The sequence below is a fragment of the Pseudomonas sp. SJZ079 genome, from assembly GCF_007993865.1.
In the GTDB taxonomy this organism is placed as follows: Bacteria; Pseudomonadota; Gammaproteobacteria; order Pseudomonadales; family Pseudomonadaceae; genus Aquipseudomonas.
Genome location: NZ_VIUH01000029.1, coordinates 19,667 through 44,452, shown reverse-complemented (window position 1 = coordinate 44,452; position 24,786 = coordinate 19,667). Strand labels below are relative to the sequence as shown.

The 24,786-nt window shown below is 61.8% G+C and carries 23 protein-coding genes and 4 tRNA genes; 18 read left to right on the top strand and 9 right to left on the bottom strand.

Features of this window, described 5'->3' with window-relative positions; genetic code table 11:
• Window positions 1-94 precede the first annotated feature (94 nt).
• Together FBY03_RS20000 and FBY03_RS19995 are read left to right on the top strand one after the other, a co-directional pair.
• The gene (locus tag FBY03_RS20000) at window positions 95-985 is read left to right on the top strand and encodes an ATP-binding protein (protein WP_147174103.1); all 891 of its coding nucleotides are present in this window, start codon (window positions 95-97) and stop codon (window positions 983-985) included.
• Window positions 982-1,464 (top strand): GAF domain-containing protein, encoded by a 483-nt coding sequence (locus tag FBY03_RS19995; RefSeq protein ID WP_147174102.1) that lies wholly within the window; start codon window positions 982-984, stop codon window positions 1,462-1,464. The genes FBY03_RS20000 and FBY03_RS19995 overlap by 4 nt, the downstream gene beginning before the upstream one ends.
• 51 nt (window positions 1,465-1,515) lie before the next feature.
• Here FBY03_RS19995 and FBY03_RS19990 read toward each other — a convergent pair whose 3' ends face one another.
• A complete protein-coding gene (locus FBY03_RS19990; RefSeq protein ID WP_147174101.1) occupies window positions 1,516-2,181 on the bottom strand; it encodes a glutathione S-transferase family protein in 666 nt (221 codons plus the stop codon).
• A gap of 55 nt (window positions 2,182-2,236) precedes the next feature.
• Window positions 2,237-3,007 (bottom strand): hypothetical protein, encoded by a 771-nt coding sequence (locus FBY03_RS19985; RefSeq protein ID WP_147174100.1) that lies wholly within the window; start codon window positions 3,005-3,007, stop codon window positions 2,237-2,239.
• A 217-nt stretch (window positions 3,008-3,224) separates the two neighbouring features.
• On the opposite strand from FBY03_RS19985, the gene FBY03_RS19980 reads away from it, so the two are divergent.
• The 4 genes from FBY03_RS19980 (at window position 3,225) to FBY03_RS19965 (ending at window position 3,654) form a co-directional block, all read left to right on the top strand.
• Window positions 3,225-3,300 (top strand) — tRNA-Glu (locus tag FBY03_RS19980).
• Window positions 3,301-3,326: 26 nt separating this feature from the next.
• A tRNA-Gly gene (locus FBY03_RS19975) sits at window positions 3,327-3,402 on the top strand.
• A 72-nt stretch (window positions 3,403-3,474) separates the two neighbouring features.
• Window positions 3,475-3,550: transfer RNA gene (locus FBY03_RS19970), tRNA-Glu, on the top strand.
• A gap of 28 nt (window positions 3,551-3,578) precedes the next feature.
• A tRNA-Gly gene (locus tag FBY03_RS19965) sits at window positions 3,579-3,654 on the top strand.
• 119 nt (window positions 3,655-3,773) lie between these two features.
• Here FBY03_RS19965 and FBY03_RS19960 read toward each other — a convergent pair.
• The gene (locus FBY03_RS19960) at window positions 3,774-4,184 is read right to left on the bottom strand and encodes a PA2817 family protein (RefSeq protein ID WP_147174099.1); all 411 of its coding nucleotides are present in this window, start codon (window positions 4,182-4,184) and stop codon (window positions 3,774-3,776) included.
• A 66-nt stretch (window positions 4,185-4,250) separates the two neighbouring features.
• Window positions 4,251-6,698 carry an acyl-CoA dehydrogenase gene (locus tag FBY03_RS19955; protein WP_147174098.1) on the bottom strand — a complete coding sequence of 816 codons (2,448 nt, stop codon included), beginning with the start codon at window positions 6,696-6,698 and terminating at the stop codon, window positions 4,251-4,253.
• A 154-nt stretch (window positions 6,699-6,852) separates the two neighbouring features.
• Between FBY03_RS19955 and FBY03_RS19950 the strand changes: the two genes are divergently transcribed.
• From FBY03_RS19950 to FBY03_RS19925, 6 genes are all read left to right on the top strand, one after another.
• Window positions 6,853-7,524, top strand: a complete 672-nt coding sequence (locus tag FBY03_RS19950) for a transglutaminase family protein (RefSeq protein WP_147174097.1) — start codon at window positions 6,853-6,855, stop codon at window positions 7,522-7,524.
• Window positions 7,525-7,880: 356 nt separating this feature from the next.
• Window positions 7,881-8,501, top strand: a complete 621-nt coding sequence (locus FBY03_RS19945; RefSeq protein ID WP_147174096.1) for a glutathione S-transferase family protein — start codon at window positions 7,881-7,883, stop codon at window positions 8,499-8,501.
• A 68-nt stretch (window positions 8,502-8,569) separates the two neighbouring features.
• The gene (locus tag FBY03_RS19940) at window positions 8,570-9,502 is read left to right on the top strand and encodes an ABC transporter ATP-binding protein (protein WP_147174095.1); all 933 of its coding nucleotides are present in this window, start codon (window positions 8,570-8,572) and stop codon (window positions 9,500-9,502) included.
• Window positions 9,503-9,513: 11 nt separating this feature from the next.
• Entirely contained in the window at window positions 9,514-10,293 is a 780-nt protein-coding gene (locus FBY03_RS19935) for an ABC transporter permease (protein ID WP_147174114.1), read from the top strand.
• Window positions 10,294-10,424: 131 nt separating this feature from the next.
• Window positions 10,425-11,453 (top strand): efflux RND transporter periplasmic adaptor subunit, encoded by a 1,029-nt coding sequence (locus FBY03_RS19930; protein WP_147174094.1) that lies wholly within the window; start codon window positions 10,425-10,427, stop codon window positions 11,451-11,453.
• Window positions 11,450-14,518 (top strand): efflux RND transporter permease subunit, encoded by a 3,069-nt coding sequence (locus FBY03_RS19925; RefSeq protein WP_147174093.1) that lies wholly within the window; start codon window positions 11,450-11,452, stop codon window positions 14,516-14,518. Before FBY03_RS19930 ends, FBY03_RS19925 begins: the two co-directional genes overlap by 4 nt.
• 160 nt (window positions 14,519-14,678) lie before the next feature.
• On the opposite strand, the gene FBY03_RS19920 is transcribed toward FBY03_RS19925, so the two are convergent.
• Window positions 14,679-15,686: an NADP-dependent oxidoreductase gene (locus FBY03_RS19920; RefSeq protein WP_147174092.1), complete on the bottom strand. Its 1,008-nt coding sequence runs from the start codon at window positions 15,684-15,686 to the stop codon at window positions 14,679-14,681.
• 226 nt (window positions 15,687-15,912) lie between these two features.
• Here FBY03_RS19920 and FBY03_RS19915 point away from each other — a divergent pair, with 226 nt between their 5' ends.
• Window positions 15,913-16,674: an SDR family oxidoreductase gene (locus FBY03_RS19915; RefSeq protein WP_147174091.1), complete on the top strand. Its 762-nt coding sequence runs from the start codon at window positions 15,913-15,915 to the stop codon at window positions 16,672-16,674.
• A 67-nt stretch (window positions 16,675-16,741) separates the two neighbouring features.
• On the opposite strand, the gene FBY03_RS19910 is transcribed toward FBY03_RS19915, so the two are convergent.
• The 3 genes from FBY03_RS19910 to FBY03_RS19900 all read right to left on the bottom strand — a co-directional run bounded on the left by FBY03_RS19910 (window position 16,742) and on the right by FBY03_RS19900 (window position 19,111).
• Window positions 16,742-17,938 (bottom strand): benzoate/H(+) symporter BenE family transporter, encoded by a 1,197-nt coding sequence (locus tag FBY03_RS19910; RefSeq protein WP_147174090.1) that lies wholly within the window; start codon window positions 17,936-17,938, stop codon window positions 16,742-16,744.
• Window positions 17,938-18,552, bottom strand: coding sequence for a LysE family translocator (locus FBY03_RS19905; RefSeq protein ID WP_147174089.1), 615 nt, complete (start codon window positions 18,550-18,552; stop codon window positions 17,938-17,940). Before FBY03_RS19905 ends, FBY03_RS19910 begins: the two co-directional genes overlap by 1 nt.
• A gap of 103 nt (window positions 18,553-18,655) precedes the next feature.
• On the bottom strand, window positions 18,656-19,111 hold the full coding sequence (locus FBY03_RS19900; protein ID WP_147174088.1) for a MarR family winged helix-turn-helix transcriptional regulator: 456 nt from the start codon (window positions 19,109-19,111) through the stop codon (window positions 18,656-18,658).
• A gap of 82 nt (window positions 19,112-19,193) precedes the next feature.
• Here FBY03_RS19900 and FBY03_RS19895 point away from each other — a divergent pair, with 82 nt between their 5' ends.
• The 4 genes from FBY03_RS19895 (at window position 19,194) to FBY03_RS19880 (ending at window position 23,688) form a co-directional block, all read left to right on the top strand.
• Complete coding sequence (locus tag FBY03_RS19895) at window positions 19,194-20,360, top strand: PLP-dependent aminotransferase family protein (protein ID WP_147174087.1); 1,167 nt, start codon at window positions 19,194-19,196, stop codon at window positions 20,358-20,360.
• 79 nt (window positions 20,361-20,439) lie between these two features.
• The gene (locus FBY03_RS19890) at window positions 20,440-21,042 is read left to right on the top strand and encodes a glutathione S-transferase family protein (protein WP_147174086.1); all 603 of its coding nucleotides are present in this window, start codon (window positions 20,440-20,442) and stop codon (window positions 21,040-21,042) included.
• 140 nt (window positions 21,043-21,182) lie between these two features.
• The gene (locus tag FBY03_RS19885) at window positions 21,183-21,527 is read left to right on the top strand and encodes a hypothetical protein (RefSeq protein ID WP_147174085.1); all 345 of its coding nucleotides are present in this window, start codon (window positions 21,183-21,185) and stop codon (window positions 21,525-21,527) included.
• 1,495 nt (window positions 21,528-23,022) lie between these two features.
• Window positions 23,023-23,688 carry a transglutaminase-like cysteine peptidase gene (locus FBY03_RS19880; protein WP_147174113.1) on the top strand — a complete coding sequence of 222 codons (666 nt, stop codon included), beginning with the start codon at window positions 23,023-23,025 and terminating at the stop codon, window positions 23,686-23,688.
• Between the two features lie 101 nt (window positions 23,689-23,789).
• On the opposite strand, the gene FBY03_RS19875 is transcribed toward FBY03_RS19880, so the two are convergent.
• Window positions 23,790-24,161 carry a glutaredoxin domain-containing protein gene (locus tag FBY03_RS19875; RefSeq protein ID WP_147174084.1) on the bottom strand — a complete coding sequence of 124 codons (372 nt, stop codon included), beginning with the start codon at window positions 24,159-24,161 and terminating at the stop codon, window positions 23,790-23,792.
• A 186-nt stretch (window positions 24,162-24,347) separates the two neighbouring features.
• Between FBY03_RS19875 and FBY03_RS19870 the strand changes: the two genes are divergently transcribed.
• On the top strand, window positions 24,348-24,569 hold the full coding sequence (locus tag FBY03_RS19870; RefSeq protein WP_147174083.1) for a DUF3820 family protein: 222 nt from the start codon (window positions 24,348-24,350) through the stop codon (window positions 24,567-24,569).
• Window positions 24,570-24,786: the final 217 nt, after the last annotated feature.

Below are 24,786 nucleotides of genomic sequence, written 5' to 3'. Positions count from 1 at the left end.
GCTTATCTCGTGTCCGTTCGCCTGCAAAGCATAGCCCATCTGCTGCGCCTGACGGCAATTGGGTGTAGCAGGGCTCAATAGCAAGGAACCGATAATGGACTCCCGTTTAAATGCTTTTTTACTGCGTGCCGAGAGCGTGCTGACGCGCCTCGAGCCGCTACTGCCTGCCAAACGCAATGATATCGACTGGCAGCAGAGCCTGGCCGCCCGTTGGCACCGCGAGGGGCGCGGTGGTTATTTGCAGCCGTTGAACATCAGTCTCGATTTGAGTCTGAGCGATTTGATCGGGGTGGACACCCAGCGCGATCAGTTGGCGCGCAATACCCGGCAATTCGTGCAAGGCCTGCCGGCGAATCATGCCTTGCTCTGGGGGGCGCGCGGCACGGGCAAGTCCTCGCTGGTGCGTGCGTTGTTGGCCGAGCATGCTGCGGCTGGGCTGCGTTTGATCGAGATCGAGCGTGATCATCTGGCCGATTTGCCGCGGGTCGTCGAGCTGCTGGCCAGCTTGCCGCAGAATTTCGTGCTGTTCTGCGATGACCTGTCCTTCGAGGCAGGCGAGGGCGATTACCGGGTGCTGAAAAGCGTACTGGATGGCTCGCTGGAGCGCGCGCCGGAGAATGTCTTGCTATACGCCACCTCTAATCGCCGGCATCTGGTACCGGAAAAACACAGCGATAACGAACACTGGCAGAGGATCGACGGCGAACTGCACCCGAGCGAAGCGGTGGAGGACAAGATCGCGCTGTCCGACCGTTTTGGGCTCTGGCTGTCCTTCTACCCGTTCACCCAGGAACACTTCCTGGACGTGGTGCGGCACTGGATTGAGGTGCAGGCGGCGCAAGCCCAGTTGCCTTGGCAGTGGAGTGAAGAGCTGGAGAAGGTGGCGATACGCTGGGCGCTGGGTCGCGGCAACCGTAATGGTCGCTGTGCCTATCAGTTCGCCCGCCAGTGGGTGGGGCTGCAACTGTTGGAGAACCAAGCATGAATGATTTCAAGCAGATTGCCGCCGGCCTGGAGGGCTATGCGTTATTGGCTGCGCAGTTGGAGTCCTTGCTATCCGGGGAGCGTGACTTCATTGCCAATGCGGCGCAATTTTCTGCCTTTGTGTTTCAGGAACTGGCTGAGCTTAATTGGGCGGGTTTCTATCTGCAGCGCGGCGATGAGCTGGTGCTGGGCCCGTTTCAGGGCAAGGTGGCCTGTGTGCGGATTCCCTTCGGTCGTGGTGTCTGCGGCGTAGCGGCGGCCACTCGGCGAACTCAACGAGTAGATGACGTGCACGCGTTTAGCGGGCATATCGCCTGTGACAGCGCATCCAATAGCGAATTGGTCATTCCCCTGCTGAAGGCTGGGCAACTGATCGGCGTGCTGGATTTGGACAGCCCACGATTGGCGCGTTTCACTGAGGTGGATCAGGCCGGGATAGAGTGCCTGGTCGAGGTGTTTTTGCGGCTAAGCGACTGCTGAGCCGAGTTGCATGAGAAGCCCCGGTGTGCCGGGGCTTCTCACTGTTCCTGGTTAGGCCGAAGCGCTCATCTTGGCGAGTATTTTCTGTTCGTCCGGCAGTATCGCCTGCATCGAGGGGCGGGCCTTGATGCGTGCGTACAGGGCCGCCAGGTTTGGCCAGCGCTGCGCATCCAGCTGCTCGTCGCCGTGCTCCATATTGACCATCTGGCAGGCGAACGCCAGGTCCGCGAGGCTCAAGCTGTCGCCGACGAAGTAGTCGGCGTCACCCAGGCACTGTTCCAGGTAGTCGAAGTGCGGCGGCAGTTTTTCGCTCATCAGGGCCGTCTGCACTGCGGCTTCATCGCAGGGACGGCCCATGCTCGGTTTGAGCGCGCGGTTGCGGAATACTGTGAAGGTGCTCAGGGGCGCCAGCTCATAGTCGGCATACTTTTCCAGCCAGCGTACCCGGGCCCGCTGTTCGGCGGTTTGCCCCAGCAGGCTGAGGCGCTCGGGGTGTTTGTCTTCCAGGTATTGGCAGATCACGCTGGAGTCGGCCAGGTCGAAATCGCCATCCTTGAAGGCGGGGATGCGGCCCAGCGGGTTGAGTTCGCGGTACCAGGCAGGCTGACCAAAGGGCAGAACGATTTCCAGTTGGTAGTCCAGGCCTTTCTCCGCCAAGCACAGGCGCAACTTGCGCACGAAAGGCGAAAGCGGGGCGCCATAAACTGTCAGGCTCATCGAATATCCTTATCTGGTTGAGGGCTGTGCTGCAGGCGGCGAAAGCGCTTGGGTCTCAGTCATAGATATTGTTTTTCTTCCAGTCCTCGTCGCCCTCAAGGGATTTCAGGCCTTCATTCAGCTCGCTTTCCTGTTCCGGGTTGGGCTTGGAGGTTTCCAGAACCAGGGCGTTGGCACGGGCCAGTTGCTGTTCGAACGTCTGCAGCGGAGCTTGGTAGCGTGCCGGGTCGGATTGCTTGCGCAGGTACTGCACGCCTCGCTCGAAGGCCAGGCGAGCCTGACCCGGTTGATTCTGTTGCAGCGCCTGCTGGCCGAGCGAGCTGAAGAATTCGATATGCAACTGTGCCAATAGGTGGCGTATCTCGTTGATCCAGGATTTCGCTTCGTTGGCTGGCAGGATGCCATCCTGAGCCGAGCGGGTGATCTGTCCGTGCAGGTTTTCCAGCTGGAAGCGCACCTCTTTGGCCTTGGCTTCGGTGGCGATGGGCTGAGGCGGGTTGCGTACGGGGATCGACTCGCCCTGGGCGATCAGCTGCTGGAGTTCGGTGAGGCGTGCCTTATTGTCGCGATCGCCTTTATCGACCTGTTGCAAGCGCTCGCTGAAGTCCAGTTGCAGGCGGCTCAGCAGGAGTTTCAGTGGCGGCGTCATCAGCTGCCCGGGCAAGGCTTCGGAAAGCGTGGCGCAGCGGCGGATGCGATCATTCAGCTCGGCCTTGAGGCGAGACTTTTCCAGCTTATTGTTCTCGACCATGTGATTGATGTAGGCGATCGTAATCAGAATGACAATGCCGCCGACAATCAGCAGGGTAATCACGAGTGGGGACATCGTTTCAGCCTCTCGAATTTTCGACCGAGTGTAGTGCCTTAGCCGCGAGGCTCATAGTGCAGCGTCACGTAAAGGATTGAAGTCGTTGATTTTAAAAAAAAATTATAGAGAGGTTGACGATCCCCAAAAGGCTCCATAGAATGCGCGCCACTTCATAACGCAATGCCTGATGGCTGCGCGCTAGAAGCCGGAAAGTCTGTAATAAGTTCCGGGCTGCGTCCCCTTCGTCTAGTGGCCTAGGACACCGCCCTTTCACGGCGGTAACAGGGGTTCGAGTCCCCTAGGGGACGCCACTTCTTAATCGGGGTGGGCTGTAATTGCGGGAATAGCTCAGTTGGTAGAGCACGACCTTGCCAAGGTCGGGGTCGCGAGTTCGAGTCTCGTTTCCCGCTCCAAGTTTCAGACATCGCTCGCTGAGCGGTGTTTAGATCGAATGCGCTGGCTGCGCTTCGACAAAAAAGTTCCAGGTCCCCTTCGTCTAGTGGCCTAGGACACCGCCCTTTCACGGCGGTAACAGGGGTTCGAGTCCCCTAGGGGACGCCATTATTGTTGTAAGCAACATGTTGTAAATGCGGGAATAGCTCAGTTGGTAGAGCACGACCTTGCCAAGGTCGGGGTCGCGAGTTCGAGTCTCGTTTCCCGCTCCAAATAAACAAAAAAGCCGCTCACTGAGCGGCTTTTTTGTGTCTGGTGCTTTTCTGCCCAAAAGGCCCGCCGGTGATGCTTTGCGGGCGTTTATGAGGGTAGCGCAGTGAGCGACAGGTGCTTAATGCTTGCTGCTTTCCGGCGGCAGCGCCAGTAGCTGTTTTTCCTGGTTCCAGTCGAAGGGTTCGTCGTTCTGCTGCGCTTCGAAACGGCGTTCTTCCAGGCGCTGGAACAGCTCGATCTCTTCATCTGGCATGAAGTGCAGGCAGTCGCCACCGAAGAACCACAGCAGGTCGCGCGGGACCAAGTGAGCAATCTGCGGGTAGCGGTGGAAAATCTGGCTGATCAGCTCTTGGCCCAGGTACAGGCTGGCTTCTGGGTCGCGAGGCAACTCCTCGACCAGTTCATCGAAACGCTCGAGAAACAGTGAGTGGCTGCTGTCGAGTATCTGCTCGGCTTCCCCCAGGGCAACCAGAATGCCGCGCAGGTGAGCGAGCAGGGCGAGGTGGTGGTCGAGGTGGGCGCTGGCCATGGCAAAAGCTCTCAATCTAAGTAAAACGGGCGCGAGAGTATAAGGCTCTGCGCGCCCTCTGTCCTGCTAGCGGACTTTGCCGCGGCTGAGTTTCAACTCGTCCTTGGCAAAGTCGTCGACGTCGATCACTGCGCGGCGGGCCACTTCGGCCTGTTGCAGGCTCTGTGCTTCCTCTGCGGTCAAAGCACCGGCGCTGACCGCTGCGTCGAGCGGGCTTTGTCCGGGTGACGCCTGAACCTGATTGTCTTTGAGTGCCTGCTGCAGTTTTTTCCGAATGGGCTGGGTGCTTTCCAGCAGGTTCATCGCCTGTTGCAAGGCGCCCACTGGGTCTTTTTCCGCCTGTGGGCGGTAGCAGCCGGCGAGTATTTCTTCCAGGGCCGGATCGCCGCTGTTGCGCCCGATAATTTCCGCAACCTGTGCATCCAGCTCATCGCTCGGGCCTCTGTGTCGGCGACCGAGGGGGAATACCAGTACGCGCAGGGCGCCGCCCATCAGGCGATTAGGGAAGTTGTTGAGCAGCTCGTCCAGTGCCTTTTCGGCCAGCGCCAGACTCTCTTCCAGGGCCCAGCGCAGCAGTGGCCGCGAATGCTCCGGATAGTCCAGGTCGTGGTAGCGCTTGAGCGCCGCCGAGGCCAGGTAAAGGTGGCTGAGAGCATCGCCGAGTCGCGCCGACAAGCGTTCACGGCGCTTCAGGTCGCCACCCAGCAGCATCATGCTGAAGTCGGCGAGCATGGCAAAGGCTGCGGCCAGGCGATTCAGTGCGCGGAAATACGGCTGACTGAGGTTGTCACCCGGGGCCTGACCGAAGCGGCCGAGGCTCAGGCTGAGGATCAAGCTGCTGGCGGCGTTGCTCACGGTAAAGCCGATGTGTTGCAGCAGCAGCTGGTCGAACTCGAGCAGCGCCTGGTCGTGATCTTCGCGGCCGGCCAGGGCCATTTCCTTGAGTACATAGGGATGGCAGCGAATAGCACCCTGGCCGAAGATCATCAGGTTGCGCGAGAGGATATTCGCCCCTTCCACGGTGATGAAGATCGGCGCGCCTTGCCAGGAGCGGCCCAGGTAGTTATTCGGGCCCATGATGATGCCCTTGCCGCCATGCACGTCCATGGCATGTTGGATGCACTCGCGGCCGCGCTCGGTCAGGTGATACTTGAGGACTGCCGAGAGAACCGAGGGTTTTTCGCCGAGGTCCACCGCGTTGGCGGTGAGAATGCGCGCGCTGTCCATCAGCCAGGCGTTGCCGCCGATGCGCGCGAGCGCTTCCTGGATGCCTTCGAAGGCCGCCAGCGGCACGTTGAATTGTTCGCGCACCTGGCTGTACTGGCCGGTGACCAGGCTGGTGAATTTGGCCGCACCGGTGCCGACTGCGGGCAGCGAGATCGAGCGGCCGACCGACAGGCAGTTCATCAGCATCATCCAGCCCTTGCCGAGCATGTCCTGGCCGCCGATCAGGAAATCCAGGGGAATGAACACGTCCTTGCCGGCGTTCGGGCCATTCATGAAGGCGGCGCCGAGCGGCAGATGACGACGACCGATTTCCACCCCGGGGGTGTCGGTGGGCACCAGGGCCAGGCTGATGCCGAGGTCTTCCTCCTCGCCGAGCAGGTGGTCGGGGTCATAGGCCTTGAAGGCCAGGCCGAGCAGGGTGGCGACTGGGCCGAGGGTGATGTAGCGCTTCTCCCAGGTCAGGCGCAGGCCGAGTACTTCCTGGCCCTGCCATTGACCCTTGCAGACGATGCCGGTGTCCGGCATGGCGCCGGCATCGGAGCCGGCCAGCGGCCCCGTGAGGGCGAAGCAGGGGATGTCTTCCCCAGATGCCAGGCGTGGCAGGTAATGTTGGCGCTGTTCGTCGGTGCCGTAGTGCAGCAGCAGTTCAGCGGGGCCGAGGGAGTTGGGGACCATCACGGTGGAGGCCAGGTCGCCGCTGCGGGTGGCCAGCTTCATCGCCACCTGGGAGTGGGCGTAGGCGGAAAAACCCTTGCCGCCGTATTCCTTGGGAATGATCAGGGCGAAGAAACCGTGCTGCTTGATGTGTTCCCAGGCTTTGGCTGGCAAGTCCATCTGCTGGCCGATCTCCCAGTCACTGACCATGGCGCAGAGCTCTTCGGTCGGGCCGTCGAGAAAGGCTTGTTCCTCTTCGCTGAGCTTGGCCTTGGGGTAGGCGAGCAGTTTGTCCCAGTTCGGTCGGCCGCTGAATAATTCGCCGTCCCACCATACGGTGCCGGCTTCGATGGCATCGCGTTCGGTGTCGGACATCGGCGGCAGCACGCGCTGGAACCAGTCGAACAGCGGTGCACTGAACAGTTTGCGACGCTGCTCTGGCAGCGCCAGGGGCAATGCCACGCCCAGCCACAGCAGCCAGAACACGACCAATAACCAGCCCGGCGTATGACTGAACAGGCCCATGACGAACAGGTAACCCGCCACCATGGCCAGGGCGGTAAGCGGCGCGGTGCGGCGGTGAGCCAGATAGGTCGTGCCGAGCACCAGTACGATCAACCAGACAGCGAGCATGCAGAATCCTCCATGATGACGGCGCGGTGGGCGCGACCGTCGTGAGCGTAGCCGACAATAAGATGGCGACAAGGGCGGTTAACTTGGCCGGATCGTCGTGACATAGGCGCAATTGTCGTGGCTAGACTGACAGTCTAGCCACGGAGCACTGCTGATGCGCGAATACCTGGAACCCGGTCGCTTCATCGATAGTGACCACCCTGCACTGCTTGAGTTCGCCGAGCAAGCGCGTGGTCCGTCACGCGACCCTCGCGAGCAGGCCGTCCGACTGTATTACGCGGTGCGCGATGGCATCCGCTACAACCCTTATGTATTCAGTCGCGATCCGCAAACCTTGAAAGGCAGCCACGCGCTACTGCACGGCGAAAGCTACTGCGTACCCAAAGCCACGCTGCTGGCGGCCTGCGCACGACATTGCGGGATTCCCGCGCGGATCGGCCTGGCCGATGTGCGCAACCACCTGGCCACACCACGCCTGTTGGAGCTGTTACGCAGTGAGGTATTCGCCATGCACGGCTATACCGAATTTTACCTGGATGGGCGCTGGGTCAAGGCCACTCCGGCGTTCAATCGGGCCTTGTGCCAAGTATTCAAGGTGGCGCCACTGGAGTTCGATGGCCATAACGACAGCGTGTTCCATGCGTTCAACCAGCAGGGTGAGCGCTATATGGAATACCTCGCCGATCATGGCCAGTTTGCCGACCTGCCGGAGCGATTCTTCTTTGCCCATCTGCAGCGATGTTACCCGCACCTGTTCGAGGCCGGCTCGGCATTCGCCGGTGGCGATCTGCACGCCGAGGCGGCCGCTGGCGGCGCATCGAGCTAAGCGAGCGGTTCGCCCGTCGAGCCAGCCCTAGTCTGCTATGCCCGCGTCCGGCCAGCGCCTGTCCGTGAATCTCCTGCTATGTGCAAAACCAGTGTTCAGTAGGCGGACTCATAGACTCCGTCCCTCGGCTCAGGCTGAAGCGAACCGGATGTGCGGCGGGTGTTGGCTTGATGCGGCGTCGCCGTTTAGCGCCGGCGATCTACCAGAGCGAAGCGCTCAGCATGCAGGCGGTCGATAGTTAACATCAGTATTCGTGTCTTTCTTCTTGAATTCACAGTGGTAGGGTGCCTAGCTTTGCGGCCTGTGCTGAACTCTGCACGCACGCTGGCAAACGATTGACTGAGGAGCGAGAACGCATGTTGAAAATTTGGGGACGGCAGAATTCAACCAACGTACGCAAGGTGCTGTGGTGCGCCGAAGAAGCCGGTGTGGCCTATCAGTCGATCAACGCCGGCGGTGCCTTCGGTCTAGTGCATGATGCGCAGTATCGGGCGAAGAACCCCAATGGCCTGATCCCGATGATCGAGGACGACGACTTGGTGCTCTGGGAGTCCAATGCCATCGTGCGTTACCTGGCGGCCCGCTATGCGCCTGGCAGTCTCTACCCGGAGTCTGCTGTGCAGCGCGCTGCAAGCGAGCAATGGATGGACTGGGTCTCCTCTTGCCTGATCGATCCTTTCAGCGATGTGTTCGTCGGCACTGTGCGCACCCCGCCCGAACAACGCGACCACAGGCTGATGGCCGGTGCCCTCGAGCGCTGCGTCGAGCTGTTGGCGATACCCGAGAAGGTGCTGGCCAGCCGCCCCTATCTTTCCGGTGAGGCGTTCGCCATGGGCGATATCCCGCTGGGGTGTATTGCCTACGCCTGGTTCGAAATGCCGATCGTGCGTCCCGAGCTCCCGCATCTGGCCGCCTGGTACCAGCGACTTCGCGATAGGCCGGCATACCGCCGCGGCGTGATGACGCCGCTCACTTGAAACCAGCGATTGCATTTGCCCGAGTCCGACCTTATCTAATCTAATCCTTCCTGCGTGCGTGCCCCCTTATGAGTTCAGCTCTGTCTATCCGGCAGTTAACCAAGACTTACGCTAACGGCTTCCAGGCGTTGCATGGCATCGACCTGGATGTGGCCGAAGGCGATTTCTTTGCGTTGCTCGGCCCGAATGGCGCCGGCAAGTCCACCACCATCGGCATCCTCTCGACCCTGGTGAACAAGACCAGTGGCATGGTCAACGTGTTCGGCCATGACCTGGACCAGCAGCCGTCCGCGCTCAAGCGCTGCATCGGCGTGGTGCCGCAGGAGTTCAACTTCAACCAGTTCGAGAAGGTGTTCGACATAGTCGTCACCCAGGCCGGTTATTACGGCATTCCGGGGAAGATCGCCAAGGCGCGAGCCGAGCAGTACCTCGAACAGCTGGGCCTGTGGGACAAGCGCAATGTGCCTTCGCGCGAGCTCTCCGGCGGCATGAAGCGGCGCCTGATGATCGCCCGCGCCCTGGTGCATCAGCCGCGTCTGTTGATTCTCGATGAACCCACCGCTGGGGTGGATATCGAGCTGCGCCGTTCGATGTGGAGTTTTCTCACCGAACTGAACCAGCAGGGCATCACCATTATTCTCACCACCCATTACCTGGAAGAGGCCGAGCAGCTGTGCCGCAACATCGGCATCATCGACCACGGTCGCATCGTCGAGAACACCAGTATGCGCGAGCTGCTGAAGAAGCTGCACGTGGAGACCTTCCTGCTCGACTTGAAGGAGTCGCTGCTGGTGCCACCGCAACTGGTGGGTTATCCGTCGCAGCTGCTCGATCACCACACCCTGGAGGTGCAGGTGGAGAAGACCCAGGGCGTGACCGAGCTGTTTCGCCAGCTGGGCCAGCAGCACATCGAGGTGCTGAGCCTGCGCAACAAGACCAATCGCCTGGAAGAGTTGTTCGTCTCCCTGGTCGAGAAGAACCTGGCCAAGGAGGCGATATGAGTACGACGTATCTGAATAGCGAGTTCGCCGCCAACATGGTGGCGCTGCGCACCATCGTCTACCGGGAGATCCGCCGCTTCACCCGCATCTGGCCGCAAACCCTGCTGCCGCCGGCGATCACCATGGTGTTGTACTTCGTCATCTTCGGCAATCTGATCGGGCGGCAGATCGGCGACATGGGCGGCTTCAGTTACATGGAGTACATCGTGCCGGGGCTGATCATGATGTCGGTGATCACCAACTCCTACGGCAACGTGGTGTCGAGCTTCTTCGGCAGCAAGTTCCAGCGTTCGGTCGAGGAGCTGATGGTGTCGCCGGTGTCGCCGCACATCATTCTGTTGGGCTATACCGCCGGCGGAGTGTTGCGCGGCTTGGCGGTGGGTCTGATCGTCACCCTGTTGTCGCTGTTCTTCACCAAGCTGCAGGTGCATCACCTGGGCGTGACCGTGCTGGTGGTGCTGATGACCGCGACGATTTTCTCCCTGGGCGGTTTCGTCAATGCGGTGTTCGCGCGCAACTTCGATGATATTTCGATCATCCCGACCTTCGTCCTGACGCCGCTGACCTACCTGGGCGGGGTGTTCTACTCGATCGCGCTGCTGCCGCCGTTCTGGCAGACGGTGTCGCTGGCCAACCCGGTGCTGCACATGGTCAATGCCTTTCGCTACGGCATCCTCGGTGTCTCGGATATCGGCATCGGTGTGGCCATCGGCTTCATGCTGGTGGCCATGGCACTGCTGTATAGCCTGTGCATTCGCTTGCTGGTCAGCGGCAGAGGCATGCGTCAGTAAGCCAAGCGCCCTAATCGCAAGGGAAGCAACTGGCGCAGCGCTTCGCTGTGGTACGGCCGGTTTTTCCGCAGTAGGGCAGCGTTAAGTCCGACAGGCTCCTAGACTCAACCTCTAGCTGAATGAGGTTGAGTATGGGCACTCTGACGCGCTGTTTGGCCACCGCACTGGTGCTGCTCGCGAGCGGGTTGACCCAGGCGCAGACGGTCGAGGGGCCGCTGGTCGAGGTCGTCGCGGTACAGACCATGTTGGTGCGCGATGAGCTGGTGACCTTCGGCTCATTGCGCTCCGACGAGTCGGTCATGCTGCGTCCCGAGATCGAGGGGCGGCTGGCCGCCCTGCATTTTCGCGAGGGGCAGGCGGTCAAGGCGGGCGACCTGCTGGTCAGCCTGGATGGTGCCATCGCCCGCGCCGAACTGGCCCAGGCACGGGCCAACCTGGATCTGGCGGAAAAGAGCTTCCGCCGTGCGCAGCTGTTGTTCCAGCGCGGTGCCAGCAATGCCCAGGCGCTGGACGAGGCACAGTCCCTGCAGCAGGCTGCGAGGGCCAGCCTGGCCTTGTCCCAGGCGCGGCTGGACAAGACCCAGCTCAAGGCGCCCCACGACGGCGTGCTCGGTTTGCGTCAGGTCAGTGTCGGCGATTACCTGGACGCCGGTCAGGACATCGTCAACCTGGAGGTGCTCGACCCCCTCAAGGTCGACTTCCGCGTGGCGCAGAAGGCCGTCGGCCAGATTCGCCTGCACCAACCCATCGAGATCCGCCTGGATAGCTATCCCGACGAGGTGTTTCGCGGCGAGATCAGCGCCATTAATCCGCGCCTGGACGAGGTCGGCCGCAGCCAGGCGATCCGCGCGCGGCTGGCCAATCCTGAGCTGCGGCTCAAGCCCGGGCAGTTCGTGCGGGTCAGCGTGATCCTCGCCGAACGCCCGCAGGCGTTGGTGATCCCGGAGGAGGCGGTGATGCCGCTGGGCGAGCGCTTGCTGGTCAACCTGGTGATCGACGGCAAGGTGGTGCAGCGCGAAATCAAGCTGGGCCGGCGTCTGCGCGGACGCGTCGAAGTGCGTGAGGGGCTGAGCGGCGACGAGACCCTGATCAGTGCCGGCTGGCAGAAGGTCAGGCCGGGCATGGCGGTGCGCACCCGGCGTGCCGAGGAGGGTGTGTGACCCTCTCGGATGTCTGTATCCGCCGCCCGGTGTTCGCCAGTGTGCTGTCACTGCTGCTGGTGCTGCTCGGCCTGATGGCCTATCAACGCCTGACGGTGCGCGAGTACCCGAACATCGACGTGCCAATCGTCACGGTCAACGTCGGCTACCCGGGCGCCAGCCCGGAGATCATGGAGTCGCAGATCGCGCAGCCGGTCGAGGATGTGCTCTCGGGCATCGAGGGGTTGGACTTCGTCAGCTCCATCAGTCGCTCGGAAAACACCCAGGTCACCGCGCAGTTCCGTCTCGGCAGCGACGCCGACGAGGCGGCCAATGACGTGCGCGACCGCCTCGGCCGAGTGCGCGGGCTGCTGCCGGACGAGATCGACGAGCCCATCGTGCAGAAAGTCGAGGCCGATGCCCAGCCGGTGGTCTTCCTGGCGTTCTTCAGCGAGCGTCACTCGGCGATGGAAATCACCGACCTGCTCGAACGCCTGGTCAAGGACCGCCTGCAGGTCATTCCCGGGGTTTCCGAGGTGCAGATCCGCGGCGGGCGCAGCCCGGCCATGCGCATCTGGCTGGACCCGGAACAACTCGCCGCCCATGGCCTCACGGTGCAGGACGTCGAGGATGCGCTGCGCCGGCAGAACGTGGAGATTCCGGCCGGGCGCATCGAATCCTCGCAGCGCGAGTTCAGTCTGCTCTCGGAAACTGATCTGCGTAGCGCGGAGGAGTTCGATCAGTTGATTCTCGACGACTCGCAGGGTTACCTGCTGCGCCTGGCCGACGTCGGCCATGCCGAAGTCGCGCCCGCCAGCACGCGCAGCGTGGTGCGCTACAACGGCCGCCCGGCAGTGGTCATCGGCATGGTCAAGCAGGCCACGGCCAATCCGCTGGATATTTCCGATGGCCTCAATGCGGCGCTGGCGGATGTGCGCGCGCTGCTCCCCGAGGGCATGCAGGTGGCGGTCGCGCACGACAACTCGCTGTTCATCCGCGAGTCGATCGCCAACGTCTACACCACCATCTGGGAGGCGGTGGCGCTGGTCATCCTGATCATCTTCCTGTTCCTGCGCTCGTTGCGCGCCACCCTGATTCCGCTGATGACCATTCCGGTCTCGCTGATCGGTGCGTTCGCCCTGATGGCGCTGATGGGCTTTTCCATCAATACCCTGACGCTGCTGGCCATGGTGTTGGCGATTGGCCTGGTGGTGGACGATGCGATCGTCATGCTGGAGAACATCCACCGGCATATCGAGGCCGGCATGACGCCACTGCAGGCGGCGTTCAGCGGCAGCCGCGAAATCGCCTTCGCGGTGGTCGCCATGACCCTGACCCTGGTCGCGGTCTACGCGCCGATCGGCTTCATGCCCGGTGCCACCGGCAAACTGTTCACCGAGTTCGCCTGGACTCTGGCCGGCGCCGTGCTGGTGTCCGGCTTCGTCGCCCTGAGCCTGTCGCCGATGATGTGCGCGCTGCTGCTCAAGGCGCACCAGCCGGACGCTCGGCACAACCGCGCCTACAACCTGATCGAAGACGTTCTGCACAAGCTGACCCAGCACTATCAGGAATTGCTGGCCTGGGTGCTGCAGCGCTGGTGGCTGATCGTCGCGCTGTTGCTGGCCGTGCTGCTGGCCTGCGTCGGGCTGTTCGGCGGGCTCAAGTCGGAGCTGGCGCCGACCGAGGACACCGGCACCATCATCGGCGTGTTCAATGCCCCCGATGGCGCCACCATCGATTACACCAGCCGCTACGCGCGGCAGATCGAGGCGGTGTACGACACGCTGGCCGAGACCAATCGCTACGTGGTGGTGACCGGGTTTCCCACGGTGACCCAGGGCATCTCCTTCATGAAGCTGGAGGACTGGGCGCTGCGCCGGCGTAGTCAGTTCGAGATTCGTCAGGAGCTGTTGCCCAAGCTGCAGGACATCCCCGGTATTCGCGCCTTCCCGGTCAACCGCCCGCCGCTGGGACAGAGTGCGCGCAATCAGCCGGTCAACCTGGTGATCCGCTCCTCGCTGGAGTATGTCGAGCTGGAACAGCTGGTCGAGCAACTGCTCGACCGGGTGCGTGACTATCCGGGGCTGGAGAGTCTGGACAGCGACCTCAAGCTGAATACCCCGCAGCTCAAAGTGGCGCTCAATCGCGAGCAGGTGGTGGCGGTTGGCAGCGACGTGGCGACCATCGGCCGCAGCCTGGAAAGCCTGTTCGGCAGCCGCCAGGTGACCCGCTTCAAGCGGCATGGCGAGCAGTACGACGTGCTGGTGCAGCTGGCCGATGTCGACCGCAGCAACCCGGCGGACCTCGATCGCGTCTATGTGCGCGGCCGCGACGGCGGCATGGTGCAACTGTCCAACCTGATCGAGGTGCGGGAGACGGTGGCGCCGCGCGAACTCAACCACTTCAACCAACTGCGCGCGGTGACCCTGAGTGCCAACGTCGGCGCCGGTTACACCCTCGGTGAGGCCCTCGACCACCTGCAGAGCGCGGCCGGCGAGGTGTTCCCGGCCGATACCCAGTTCGACTACACCGGCACCTCGCGCGAGTTCAAGGAATCCAGCAGCGGCATCGCGCTGATCTTCGTCCTGGCGCTGGCCTTCATCTTTCTGGTGCTGGCGGCGCAGTTCGAGAGCTTCAGCGACCCCTTGATCATTCTGTTCAGCGTGCCCTTGTCGATGGCCGGCGCCTTGCTTGCCCTGACGTTGTTCGGCGGCACCCTGAACATCTATTCGCAGGTCGGTCTGGTGACGCTGATCGGCCTGATCACCAAGCACGGCATTCTCATCGTCGAGTTCGCCAATCAGATGCAGCGCCGCGGTGTGGAGTTGCACCAGGCTGTGTTGCAGGCCTCGGTGCAGCGGTTGCGGCCGATCCTGATGACCACCGGAGCCATGGTCCTGGGCTCGTTGCCCTTGGCGATAGCCAGCGGCGCCGGCGCGCAGAGTCGTCAGCAGATCGGTCTGGTGATAGTCGGCGGGTTGCTGGTCGGCACCTTCTTCACCCTGTTGGTGATTCCGACCCTGTATCTGCTGTTGCGGCGCTGGCGGCCGATCAAACGGGAAGCGCTGGAGACGAGTCCGGCGTAGGCTGGCGTAGAGCGCAGCGAAACCCAGCTACAGCTTTGTGACTAATGCCGCTGTGCTGGGTTACGCGGCGGCCTGGAGCGCTGGCGCTGCCGGATCGTGGCCCGCACCGCTGGCCCAGCCTAGCAGTGGCTGCGAGTTGCCTAGGCTGGGCGTCGGTCTTTTAGCTGACTTTCAGTACCAGTTTGCCGAAGTTCTCCCCGCTGAACAGCTTGAGCAGGGTTTCCGGGAAGGTCTGCAGACCCTCGACTATGTCTTCCTTGGACTTCAGCTGGCCGCTGGCCAACCAGCCGCCCATTTCCTGCGCTGCCTCGGCGAAGCGTGAGGCGTAGGTCATGACCACCATGCCTTCCATGCGCGCGCTGTTGATCAGCAGCTGCATGTAATTGGCCGGACCCTTGATCGCTTCCTTGCTGTTGTATTGGCTGATGGCGCCGCAGATCACCACCCGTGCCTTGAAGTTGATGCGGGTCAGCACGGTATTGAGGATGTCGCCACCGACGTTGTCGAAATACACATCCACACCTTTCGGGCACTCGCGCTTGAGGGCGGCGTGCAGGTCCTCGTTCTTGTAGTCGATGGCACCGTCGAAACCCAGTTCGTCGATCAGCAGCTTGCACTTGTCGGCGCCGCCGGCGATGCCGACCACGCGGCAGCCCTTGAGCTTGGCGATCTGCCCGGCGACGCTGCCGACCGCACCGGCGGCGCCGGAGATCACCACGGTTTCACCGGCCTTGGGCGCGCCGACGTCGAGCAGGGCGAAGTAGGCGGTCATCCCGGTCATGCCCAGTGCCGACAGGTACAGCGGCAGCGGGGCGCGCTTGGCGTCGACCTTGTAGAAGCCCTTGGGCTCGCCGAGAAAGTAGTCCTGTACGCCGAGGGCGCCGTTAACGTGGTCGCCCACGGCGAAATCCGGGTGCTGCGAGGCGATCACCTCACCGACGCCGAGGGCGCGCATCACCTCGCCGAGGCCGACCGGCGGGATATAGGAACGGGCATCGTTCATCCAGCCGCGCATGGCGGGGTCGAGCGACAGGTAGGCGTTCTTCACCAGGATCTGTCCTGGGCCCGGCTCGCCGACCGGTGTTTCGACATAGCTGAAGGTCTCGCGGCTGGGCAGGCCGACAGGGCGTTGGGCGAGCAGGAATTGACGGTTGAGCGTGGCAGTCATGGTCGGTACTCACTGAGCGGAAACCATGGTGATAGCCCTTTGCGGTGCGCTGGGCAAGGTAAGCCAGCCAACCGAATAGGGGTTAATCCATCAGAATGATGAGGGCCTGGGGTGCTTAATCATTATTTTCCATGAAGACAAAACTGTTCTTCGAATAGTGCTGCCGCGTAGGGCGCTGCTCTGACTAGACTCTGCGCAGACTTTCAATCCTTGCGAGGACACGCAGATGAGTTTGACCTTTTCCGGCCAGGTTGCCCTGGTCACCGGCGGCGCCGCTGGCATCGGCCGTGCTACCGCACTGGCGTTCGCCAACGAAGGCCTCAAAGTGGTGGTTTCCGATGTCGATGCGAACGGCGGCCAAGGCACTGTCGAGCTGATCCGTGGCGCCGGTGGCGAAGCCACGTTCGTGCCTTGCGACGTCACCCAGGAAGCGCAAGTCAAAGCCCTGATGGAGGCGACTCTGGACGCTTACGGACGTCTGGACTACGCCTTCAACAACGCCGGTATCGAGATCGAGCAGGGCAAGCTGGCAGACGGCAACGAAGCCGAGTTCGACGCCATCATCGGGGTCAACGTCAAGGGCGTGTGGTTGTGCATGAAGCACCAGATCCCGCTGCTGCTGGCCCAGGGCGGCGGCGCTATCGTCAACACCGCCTCGGTCGCCGGTCTCGGCGCGGCGCCGAAGATGAGCATCTACGCGGCGTCTAAGCATGCGGTGATTGGCCTGACCAAGTCGGCAGCGGTCGAATATGCAAAGAAGAAAATCCGCGTCAATGCGGTGTGCCCGGCGGTGATCGATACCGACATGTTCCGCCGTGCCTATGAGTCCGACCCGAAGAAGGGCGAGTTTGCGGCCGCCATGCACCCGGTCGGCCGTATCGGCAAGGTCGAGGAGATTGCCACCGCGGTGCTCTACCTGTGCTGCGATAATGCGGCGTTCACCACCGGCCATGCGCTGGCGGTTGACGGTGGCGCCACGGCAATCTGATTGCTCAGGCTGGAAAACTGAAAGGCGCCCAAGGGCGCCTTTCTTGTGTGCGGTGGAGGCGCAGTGCTCAGCTCGGCGTCTTGCCCCAGTTGAGGATTACCAGGGTCAGTAGGCCGGCGACTATGCCCCAGAAGGCCGAGCCGACCGAGAACAGGCTCATGCCGGAGGCCGTCACCAGGAAGGTGATCAATGCGGCATCGCGCTCCTTGGCTACGCTCATGGCCTGGGTCAAGCCGCCGATGATCGAGGCGAACAGGGCCAGGGCGGCGATCGACAGGATCAGCGCCTTGGGCAGGGCGGCGAACAGGGCGGCGAGGGTGGCGCCGAAGATCCCGGCGATGCCATAGAACACCCCGCACCAGACTGCTGCGGTGTAGCGCTTGCGAGGGTCTTCATGGGCTTCCGGGCCGGCGCAGATCGCGGCGCTGATGGCGGCCATGTGGATGCCGTGGGAGCCGAAGGGCGCCAGCAGGATCGAAATCAGGCCGGTGATATTCAGCAGCGGCGAGGCGGGCACGTCATAACCGTTGGCGCGCAGCACCGCCATGCCGGGCAGGTTCTGCGAGGCCATGGCGACGATGAACAGCGGAATACCGATGCTGATCGCCGCGGCAAGCGAGAAGCTCGGAGTGGTCCACTCGGGCGTAGCCAGTTGCAACTCGAAGTCCGAGAAGTCCAATAAGCCGAATAGCCCGGCCAGCACAGTGCCCACCAGCAGCGCGGCGAGTACGGCATAGCGCGGTAGCAGACGCTTGCCGAGCAGGTAAGCAAACAGCATGGCGATCACCAGCGTGGGTTGCTGTTCGGCCGCTCCGCAGATCTCCAGGCCTATCTTGAACAGCACCCCGGCCAGCAGGGCCGCGGCGATGGAACCTGGGATTCGGCGCATAAGGCGGTCGAAGCTGCCGGTCAGGCCGATCAGCACGATCAGCCCCGAGGCGAGGATGTAGGCGCCAATCGCCTCGCCGTAGGGCACGCCGGGCAGGCCGCTGATCAGCAGCGCCGCGCCGGGGGTCGACCAGGCGATCATCACCGGTGCCCGATAACGCAGCGACAGGCCAATGCAGCAGATCGCCATGCCGATCGACAGTGCCCAGATCCACGAGGAAATCTGCCCGCTGGAGAGACCGGCGGCCTGGCCGGCCTGGAAAATCAGCACCAGCGAGCTGGTATAGCCGGTGAGCATGGCGATAAAACCGGCGACCACCGCCGAGGTCGAGGTGTCGGCCAGTGGGCGCAGGCGCGCCTGGGTTGCTTCTGCCATCAGAGGACTCCTTTGACGTCAGCCATGATCGGGTACAGCGAGGCGACCAGCAACAGGGCCATGCCGATATTGAAACCGCGCAGCACCTGCGGCTTGTCCAGCCAGTTGCGCAGCAGGCTGCCGGCCAGTGTCCAGACACTCATGGTCGGGCAGTTGACCAGGGCGAACAGGGCGGCGATGCACAGCACATTGATCACGAAATCGTCCTGTGGGGTGTAGGTGGTAATGGCGCCGATGGCCATGATCCAGGCTTTTGGATTGACCCACTGGAAGGCTGCGGCCTGGAGAAAACTGAAGGGCTTGCCGCGCTCGCCCTCACGGCTATCGGGTGCGCCTGCCTGGGCGATCTTCCAGGCCAGATACAGCAGGTAGGCGGCGCCTAGGTAGCGCAGCAGGTTATAGAGCAGCGGCAGCTGTTCGAACAGCTGGCCGAGACCCAAACCGACCGCTAGCACCAGCAACATAAGGCCCAGGCTGATGCCGAGCATGTGCGGCAGGGTGCGACGCAGGCCGAAGTTCGCCCCGGAGGCGAGCAGCATCATATTGTTCGGCCCCGGGGTGACCGAGGTGACGAAGGCGAAGACGATAAAGGCGATTAGCAGTTCGGCAGTCATGGCGGGCACTCGGTGGCAATGCCAGCAGCCTAAAGGCAGGCACCGAATGCGTCGCGGTACAGCGAGGGGTGTAAAGGGCGATACAGTCGCGGCCGAGCCGTCGTCAGCTGTCGCCCAAGCCCGCTTGACGGCTGTTGCCCAACGCCTGGTTGACCTGCAACCAGCCGTTGACGGCCGCTTCCCCGGCGTCGGCGAAGGCGCGTTGCAGCAGTTTGGCCTGCTCACGGCGCAGCGCCAGCTCAAGCTTGGCGCCCTCGTCGGTAAAGCCGAGCACGCGCTTACGTTTGTCGTCCTCGGCAGCCAGGCTGGTGACCAGGTGCATCTCCAGTAATTGGCGCAACGGAATGTTCAGCGCTTGCTTGCTCACCCCCAGGTAGCCGAGCAACTCTTTCATGCTCAACCCCGGATAGCGGGCGATGAAGAATAAAATTCGGTGATGTACCCGCGACAGGCCGCGACGGGCGAGCATTTCGTCGGCCTTGGCGGTGAATGCCTGGTAGCCGAAGAAGAAGGCCTCCATGGCGGACTGCTGAATGGCTGGATTTTTAAGGTCAAGCATATTGACGTATCTATCTGGGTCGTCGTAATTTCAGTCAAACAGTTTGACCCAATTTCCATGCATTAGCACCCCGGTGACCTCCATGGCCTTCTCCGAACGCGTTGCCCGCCTGAAAAGCTCTTTGATTCGTGAAATTCTCGCCGCAGCGCAGCGTCCGGAAGTCATGTCGTTCGCCGGCGGCCTGCCCGCCGAACCGATGCTGCCCAAGGTCGAATGGGCGGACATGCCGGCGAGCATGGGGCAGTACGGCATGAGCGAGGGCGAGCCGGCGTTGCGTGAGGTGATTGCTGCCGAGGCGCGCGCCCTGGGCGTGCCCTGCGAGGCCAGCCAGGTGCTGATCGTCAGCGGCTCGCAGCAGACCCTGGACCTGGCCAGCAAGCTGTTTATCGATCCGGGCACCGAGGTGTTGCTCGAGGCGCCAACTTATCTGGCCGCGCTGCAAGCCTTCCAGCTGTTTGGCGCCGATTGCATCAGCGTGCCCCAGGAGGCCGACGGGCCACTGATCGAGGCACTGCGCCAACGCCTGGAAAGGCACAAACCGGCCTTTGCCTACCTGATTCCAACCTTCCAGAATCCCTCGGCGGTACGCTACAGCGAAGCCAAGCGCGACGCCGTGGCGGCGTTGCTGGATGAGTTCGGCGTGACCCTGATCGAGGACGAGCCCTACCGCGACCTGGTGTTCGATGCGGGCAGCGCCACGCCTATCGTCAGTCGCCTGCAAAAGGCCAGTTGGATCTACACCGGCACGGTTTCCAAGACCCTGTTACCGGGCCTGCGCGTCGGCTACCTGATCGCCACCCCGGATTTGTTCCCCTACCTGCTGCGCCTCAAACAGTCGGCGGATCTGCACACCAATCGCATTGGCCAGTGGCAGGCTCTGCAATGGCTGGGCAGCGAGCACTATCGTCAGCACTTGGCCGAGCTGCGCGAGTTCTACCGGATGCGTCGCGATGCGATGCAGGCAGCGCTGCAACAGCACTTCTGCGATCTGGCCGACTGGGAGGTTCCCCAGGGCGGGCTGTTCTTCTGGCTGACGCTCAAGCAGCCGTTGGATACCCGCACCTTGCTGGCGCCGGCGCTGGCGCAGAACGTCGCGTTCATGCCCGGTGAACCCTTCTTTATCGACCCGGACCAGCATCCAGGCCATCTTCGTCTGAATTTCAGTCATGTGGCCCCGGAGCGTTTGAGCGAAGGTCTGAAGCGTCTGGCGGGTGTCATCAGAGCGGCGCAGTCCAGCGTGGCGGCCTGAGGGTAGGTAGGGCGTCCCGTCAGAAGTCAGGTATACGCGCGGCTTGCACCCGCGCCTCAGCATCTAAGGGAGAGTGACTATGTTGAAGGTTTACGGCGATACCCGCTCGGGCAACTGTTACAAGGTCAAACTGTTGCTGAACCTGCTCGGCATCGCCTATGAGTGGCTACCGGTGGACATCCTCAAGGGCGATACCCAGAGCGAAGCATTCCTGGCGAAGAATCCCAACGGCAAGATCCCGGTACTGGAACTGGAAGACGGCACCTACCTGTGGGAGTCCAACGCGATTCTCAATTTCCTCGCGGACGGCAGCGCGTTCTTACCGAGTGAGCCGCGCCTGCGCACCCAGGTGCTGCAGTGGCAGTTCTTCGAGCAATACAGCCATGAGCCTTATGTCGCGGTGGCGCGGTTTATCCAGCTGTACCTGGGGATGCCTGAGGCGCGCAGGGATGAATATCAGGTATGTCACGTGCGTGGCCATAAGGCGCTGAAGGTGATGGAGCAGCAGTTGCAGCGCACCGCCTATCTGGTCGGCGAGCAGTATTCGATTGCCGATATCGCCCTGTACGCCTACACCCATGTCGCCGATCAGGGCGGTTTCGACCTCGGCGACTACCCGGCGATTCGCGCCTGGATGGATCGAGTGGCCAGCCACCCGCGGCATGTCGGCATGCTTGACTAAGCCCTGTCTTCTGCAAGCAAGACAGGCCAGCGACAAAGACTGACCAAGGCACCGTTTATCCGAACGCCCCACGTCGATGTAACAACGCTCTGAGGTATCTGTCCAATTTACGGGGTCAGGGGGATCGAGAGGATGACACCATGAAATCGGCACATGCTAAGACGGGCCTTAGCGGCCTGTTGTTGGTACTCACGGCCGCCATTGCTGGGCAAGCAGTCAGCGCGCCGTTCCCATCGGCTGAACAGGAGTCAGCATTCATGCTGGCGGAGGGTGGTAGTAACTACTTGTTGGACTATCGCATGCAACGTGAAGACCGCTATCAGAACCGTGGGGATGAAAGCCAGGGATTCGCCCGAATGCTCGAGCGCAAGCCTACGGCGGCGGGTCCACAGTTCCAGATTGAGAGCGATCGTTCGACGATGCAATCCGAGCCGTCGTTCAAGTCTCCAATTCATCGGGACAGAGTTGAGTACGGTCTGCATTGATCACAGCGGTTTGCCGCTCCGGGCGCTCAGCGCATGACTATGCGCCCGGTGACAAGCGAGAGTGAGACGGGACTTATCCTGCACCAGGCACGGTGGTTCACTTCACATAGGTGGGTCCTTCGACCCAGTCAGGCGGCGCCGCAGTTCACTACCTCGTTCAGCGTCTGCAGAACGAACAACCCTTTTCTCAGTCAGGTGGAAATGCCAGTTGCTTCCGGCAGTTGGCGTTCGCCTTTGGCGGCTCCATGCGCCGCAAGAGCTCATAGTCAGTGCAGTATGGCTGGCGCGCCTGCCAGCGTTGCCAGCAACGACTGGCGACCAACAAGGCAGCCGAGAGCGGCCCGAGCCAGACGAATAAGCCAATAATGGCCCCAACCCTGGAATGCCCAGCACCAGTAGCAGACGCGGCGCGCAGGACGGGCCATATACCGGCGCTCCAAGCGGCGCCCTCGGCCAAGTGGCATGCGGCCCGCTCCCGGAGAACCAGATGCCGTGAAGATTGAGGGTCACAAGTGATCCCAGCGTCAGTGAGGCTGCCTATCGACGGAGTGCCGTCCTTACCCGGGCCGCCCGAGCGGATGAAGTTCGCATAGGTCTCGGGGTTTGTGGGCAGCAGACGGGCGGCACCAACAGGTATGTCGGCTAGCAAACTGAGAGCAACGCCGAGCAAACTGCTAGCTATGCTTAAAATAGCTAGCTGTCGTTTGAACAGCTGTGCAGGGTCCTTGTTTGCCAACCTGTCTGGCTTGCCCATTTGGATCTCCAGCGCTGTGTGTCGGTTACCGATCGGCTACGTCTTGGCAATGTGGCGGATGGGTATTTGCATTGGCGCTGCGGCCATGGTTATACGAGCAAGGGCGCAAACATCTGCGCATAACTGTTCCGACGCGCGGCTTTTTGGATGGACGAGCGATGGCTTAGTTACAGGCTGTTCTGCGCCATGATGCTGTCGGCGATGAGGTACGCATCACCCAGCCGGTATTGCGACTGTCGGTGATGCAGGGCAGGCAACCACTGGTCGAAAAAGCTGGCAGATACAGTGTGCTAGTTGAGCTATTCGACCGGTGGCGAGAACCACGCTGCATTTCAGATGATTGTGGCTCTAAAGCATGTGCCTGAGGGCGTCACAGCAAGCATGCAAGGGTCGTCAGGCATATGGAGCAAGGCTCGAAATCCTTTTGTTGCGCGCGGGGTGGCGGATGACGTCCGACTCTGGAACGCTTGATCGACGGTTTGCAATGACGTTAGTTTGACCTGACAGTCACCCTGCCTTAGTCCAGTCGGACCGAGTCGCGAAGCAGGAGGCGCTTGCTGGGGAAGGGAATCTGTATCGAGGATTGCAGGCGCGGTGCCACCGCGCTGCGTGAAAGGTGTGGATCGGCAGCGCAACGGCATGATCGGCCAGGTTAAACGCGGTCATGGCCGCACTCGAGGAAATCTATACGTGTTACTCCGGCGAGCCGTTAAGTCCAAATATTCGAGCGCTTTGTGGCGCATGGTCGCAGTGACGACTATCAGCGGCAGCTTGCTGTGCGGCATGCCCAAAGTCGAGGCCAAGGCTAACTGGAGCTTCGAACTCATCCTGCGCAAGGCGGAAAAGCGCTATGGGCGACTGACGCCTGCCAAGAAGCGTCTGGTGTCTTGGAATGAGCTGATCGAAAGAGGGCGATTTCTACCGGAAGTAGAAAAGCTGAAAATGGTGAACCAGTTTTTCAACAGCCAGATACGCTTCAGCGATGACATCGCGATTTGGAAGCAGAACGACTATTGGGCGACACCCATCGAGACCCTGGTCAAAGGTGGAGGAGACTGCGAGGACTTCTCAATGGCCAAGTACTTTACCTTGCGTCAGATGGGGGTGTCTGAGGAAAAACTGCGGATCACCTATGCCAAAGTGGTCAAGCCCGATCAGGCGCACATGGTATTGAGTTACTACCCAACACCGACTGCCGATCCACTGCTTCTGGATAATCTGGTCGATGACATTCGACCCGCTGCAGAGCGCACGGACTTGCTGCTGCTTTATGCCTTCGATAGCCAAGCACTCTACTCCGTTCAAGCAGAAGGCCTTAAGCGGGTCGGCACCGTCGCGCGCCTGCCTTGCTGGCAGACGTTGCAGGCGAAAATGCGCGAGGAAGGCTTCATCGTGGGACAAGGCTGAGGCGCACACTTGCAACCCGCAGTGCCGGCTAGTCCCATCCACCCTGAGTCAATGACCGTCGACCGGCGCGACTATATGACGCGCCGGCTTCAGCGTGCCCATTATTGCGGCAGAAAGCGCTCATGCAGGTAGGCGCTGATGGCCTTGGACTCGTACAGCCAAGTGCTCTGGCCGTCTTCCTCGATGCGCAGGCACGGCACTTGGATCTTGCCGCCTTGCTCGAGCAGGGTCTGCCGGTCTTGCGGGTTGTTCTTTGCGTCACGCAGGGTTACCGGCACGTTCAACTTATGCAGGGTTCTGCGGGTTTTCACGCAGAACGGGCAGGCATGAAACTGAAACAACGACAGCCCCGCAGCGGATCGCTCGACCGCAGCCTGGGCTTGCGGTGTGCGTTTCATCTTGCGGGGACGGGTGATGAAGTCAATGAAGACGATCAGCTGGCCTAGGCCGATTCTGAGTGCTTTGATAATCATCGCGAAGGGCGCCTCGGTTGGAAATTCTGGGCGCGCAGCTTACCCGAGTTTGCTGGCGCTGGCCTGGGCTAAGGCTGAACGGTCGCAGCAAGCCCGCCAAACCGGTGCGGCTTTAGGCATAATTCACGGGTCTGTATCACCCCGATCTGTCGCTGCGGATGGATCATCAACTGCCTTGAGTACTGAATGCGCCCCGAAGACCTGCAACTACTGGTGACCCGTGAAATGCCCTTCGGTAAATACAAGGGGCGTTTGATCGCCGATTTACCTGGGCGCTATCTCAACTGGTTCGCGCGCGAGGGCTTCCCCTCCGGGGAGATCGGTCGCTTGCTGGCACTGATGCAAGAGATCGACCACAACGGCTTGTCGCCCTTGCTGGAGCCGTTGCGAACTTCGTCGACGCGCTAAGTAGGGCGCTCGGAGGATGGCCAGAGTCGGATCGTGTTAGTGGTTCAACCACCCGCCAGACCCGCGAAGACATTTCCCAGGTGCTCATCGACCTGCTTTCGTGCGGGTTGTTTAACCCTGTTCGTAGTGACGACGCGGGCTAGGTGCAAGCGCTCAAGGACAACATGACTGCACTGGTCAGTGACAAGCAGGCCGGCTGCGGGCTCTCGCGCTCGAT

Coding starts and splice junctions, on each gene's coding strand:
- FBY03_RS19880 (WP_147174113.1), top strand. CDS start 23,023: ATGGTCGCAGTGACGACTATCAGCGGCAGCTTGCTGTGCGGCATGCCC.
- FBY03_RS19985 (WP_147174100.1), bottom strand. CDS start 3,007: ATGTCCCCACTCGTGATTACCCTGCTGATTGTCGGCGGCATTGTCATT.
- FBY03_RS19920 (WP_147174092.1), bottom strand. CDS start 15,686: ATGACTGCCACGCTCAACCGTCAATTCCTGCTCGCCCAACGCCCTGTC.
- FBY03_RS19940 (WP_147174095.1), top strand. CDS start 8,570: ATGAGTTCAGCTCTGTCTATCCGGCAGTTAACCAAGACTTACGCTAAC.
- FBY03_RS19950 (WP_147174097.1), top strand. CDS start 6,853: ATGCGCGAATACCTGGAACCCGGTCGCTTCATCGATAGTGACCACCCT.
- FBY03_RS19995 (WP_147174102.1), top strand. CDS start 982: ATGAATGATTTCAAGCAGATTGCCGCCGGCCTGGAGGGCTATGCGTTA.
- FBY03_RS19905 (WP_147174089.1), bottom strand. CDS start 18,552: ATGACTGCCGAACTGCTAATCGCCTTTATCGTCTTCGCCTTCGTCACC.
- FBY03_RS19885 (WP_147174085.1), top strand. CDS start 21,183: ATGAAATCGGCACATGCTAAGACGGGCCTTAGCGGCCTGTTGTTGGTA.
- FBY03_RS19960 (WP_147174099.1), bottom strand. CDS start 4,184: ATGGCCAGCGCCCACCTCGACCACCACCTCGCCCTGCTCGCTCACCTG.
- FBY03_RS19910 (WP_147174090.1), bottom strand. CDS start 17,938: ATGGCAGAAGCAACCCAGGCGCGCCTGCGCCCACTGGCCGACACCTCG.
- FBY03_RS19930 (WP_147174094.1), top strand. CDS start 10,425: ATGGGCACTCTGACGCGCTGTTTGGCCACCGCACTGGTGCTGCTCGCG.
- FBY03_RS19955 (WP_147174098.1), bottom strand. CDS start 6,698: ATGCTCGCTGTCTGGTTGATCGTACTGGTGCTCGGCACGACCTATCTG.
- FBY03_RS19895 (WP_147174087.1), top strand. CDS start 19,194: ATGGCCTTCTCCGAACGCGTTGCCCGCCTGAAAAGCTCTTTGATTCGT.
- FBY03_RS19990 (WP_147174101.1), bottom strand. CDS start 2,181: ATGAGCCTGACAGTTTATGGCGCCCCGCTTTCGCCTTTCGTGCGCAAG.
- FBY03_RS19945 (WP_147174096.1), top strand. CDS start 7,881: ATGTTGAAAATTTGGGGACGGCAGAATTCAACCAACGTACGCAAGGTG.
- FBY03_RS19890 (WP_147174086.1), top strand. CDS start 20,440: ATGTTGAAGGTTTACGGCGATACCCGCTCGGGCAACTGTTACAAGGTC.
- FBY03_RS20000 (WP_147174103.1), top strand. CDS start 95: ATGGACTCCCGTTTAAATGCTTTTTTACTGCGTGCCGAGAGCGTGCTG.
- FBY03_RS19870 (WP_147174083.1), top strand. CDS start 24,348: ATGCGCCCCGAAGACCTGCAACTACTGGTGACCCGTGAAATGCCCTTC.
- FBY03_RS19875 (WP_147174084.1), bottom strand. CDS start 24,161: ATGATTATCAAAGCACTCAGAATCGGCCTAGGCCAGCTGATCGTCTTC.
- FBY03_RS19915 (WP_147174091.1), top strand. CDS start 15,913: ATGAGTTTGACCTTTTCCGGCCAGGTTGCCCTGGTCACCGGCGGCGCC.
- FBY03_RS19900 (WP_147174088.1), bottom strand. CDS start 19,111: ATGCTTGACCTTAAAAATCCAGCCATTCAGCAGTCCGCCATGGAGGCC.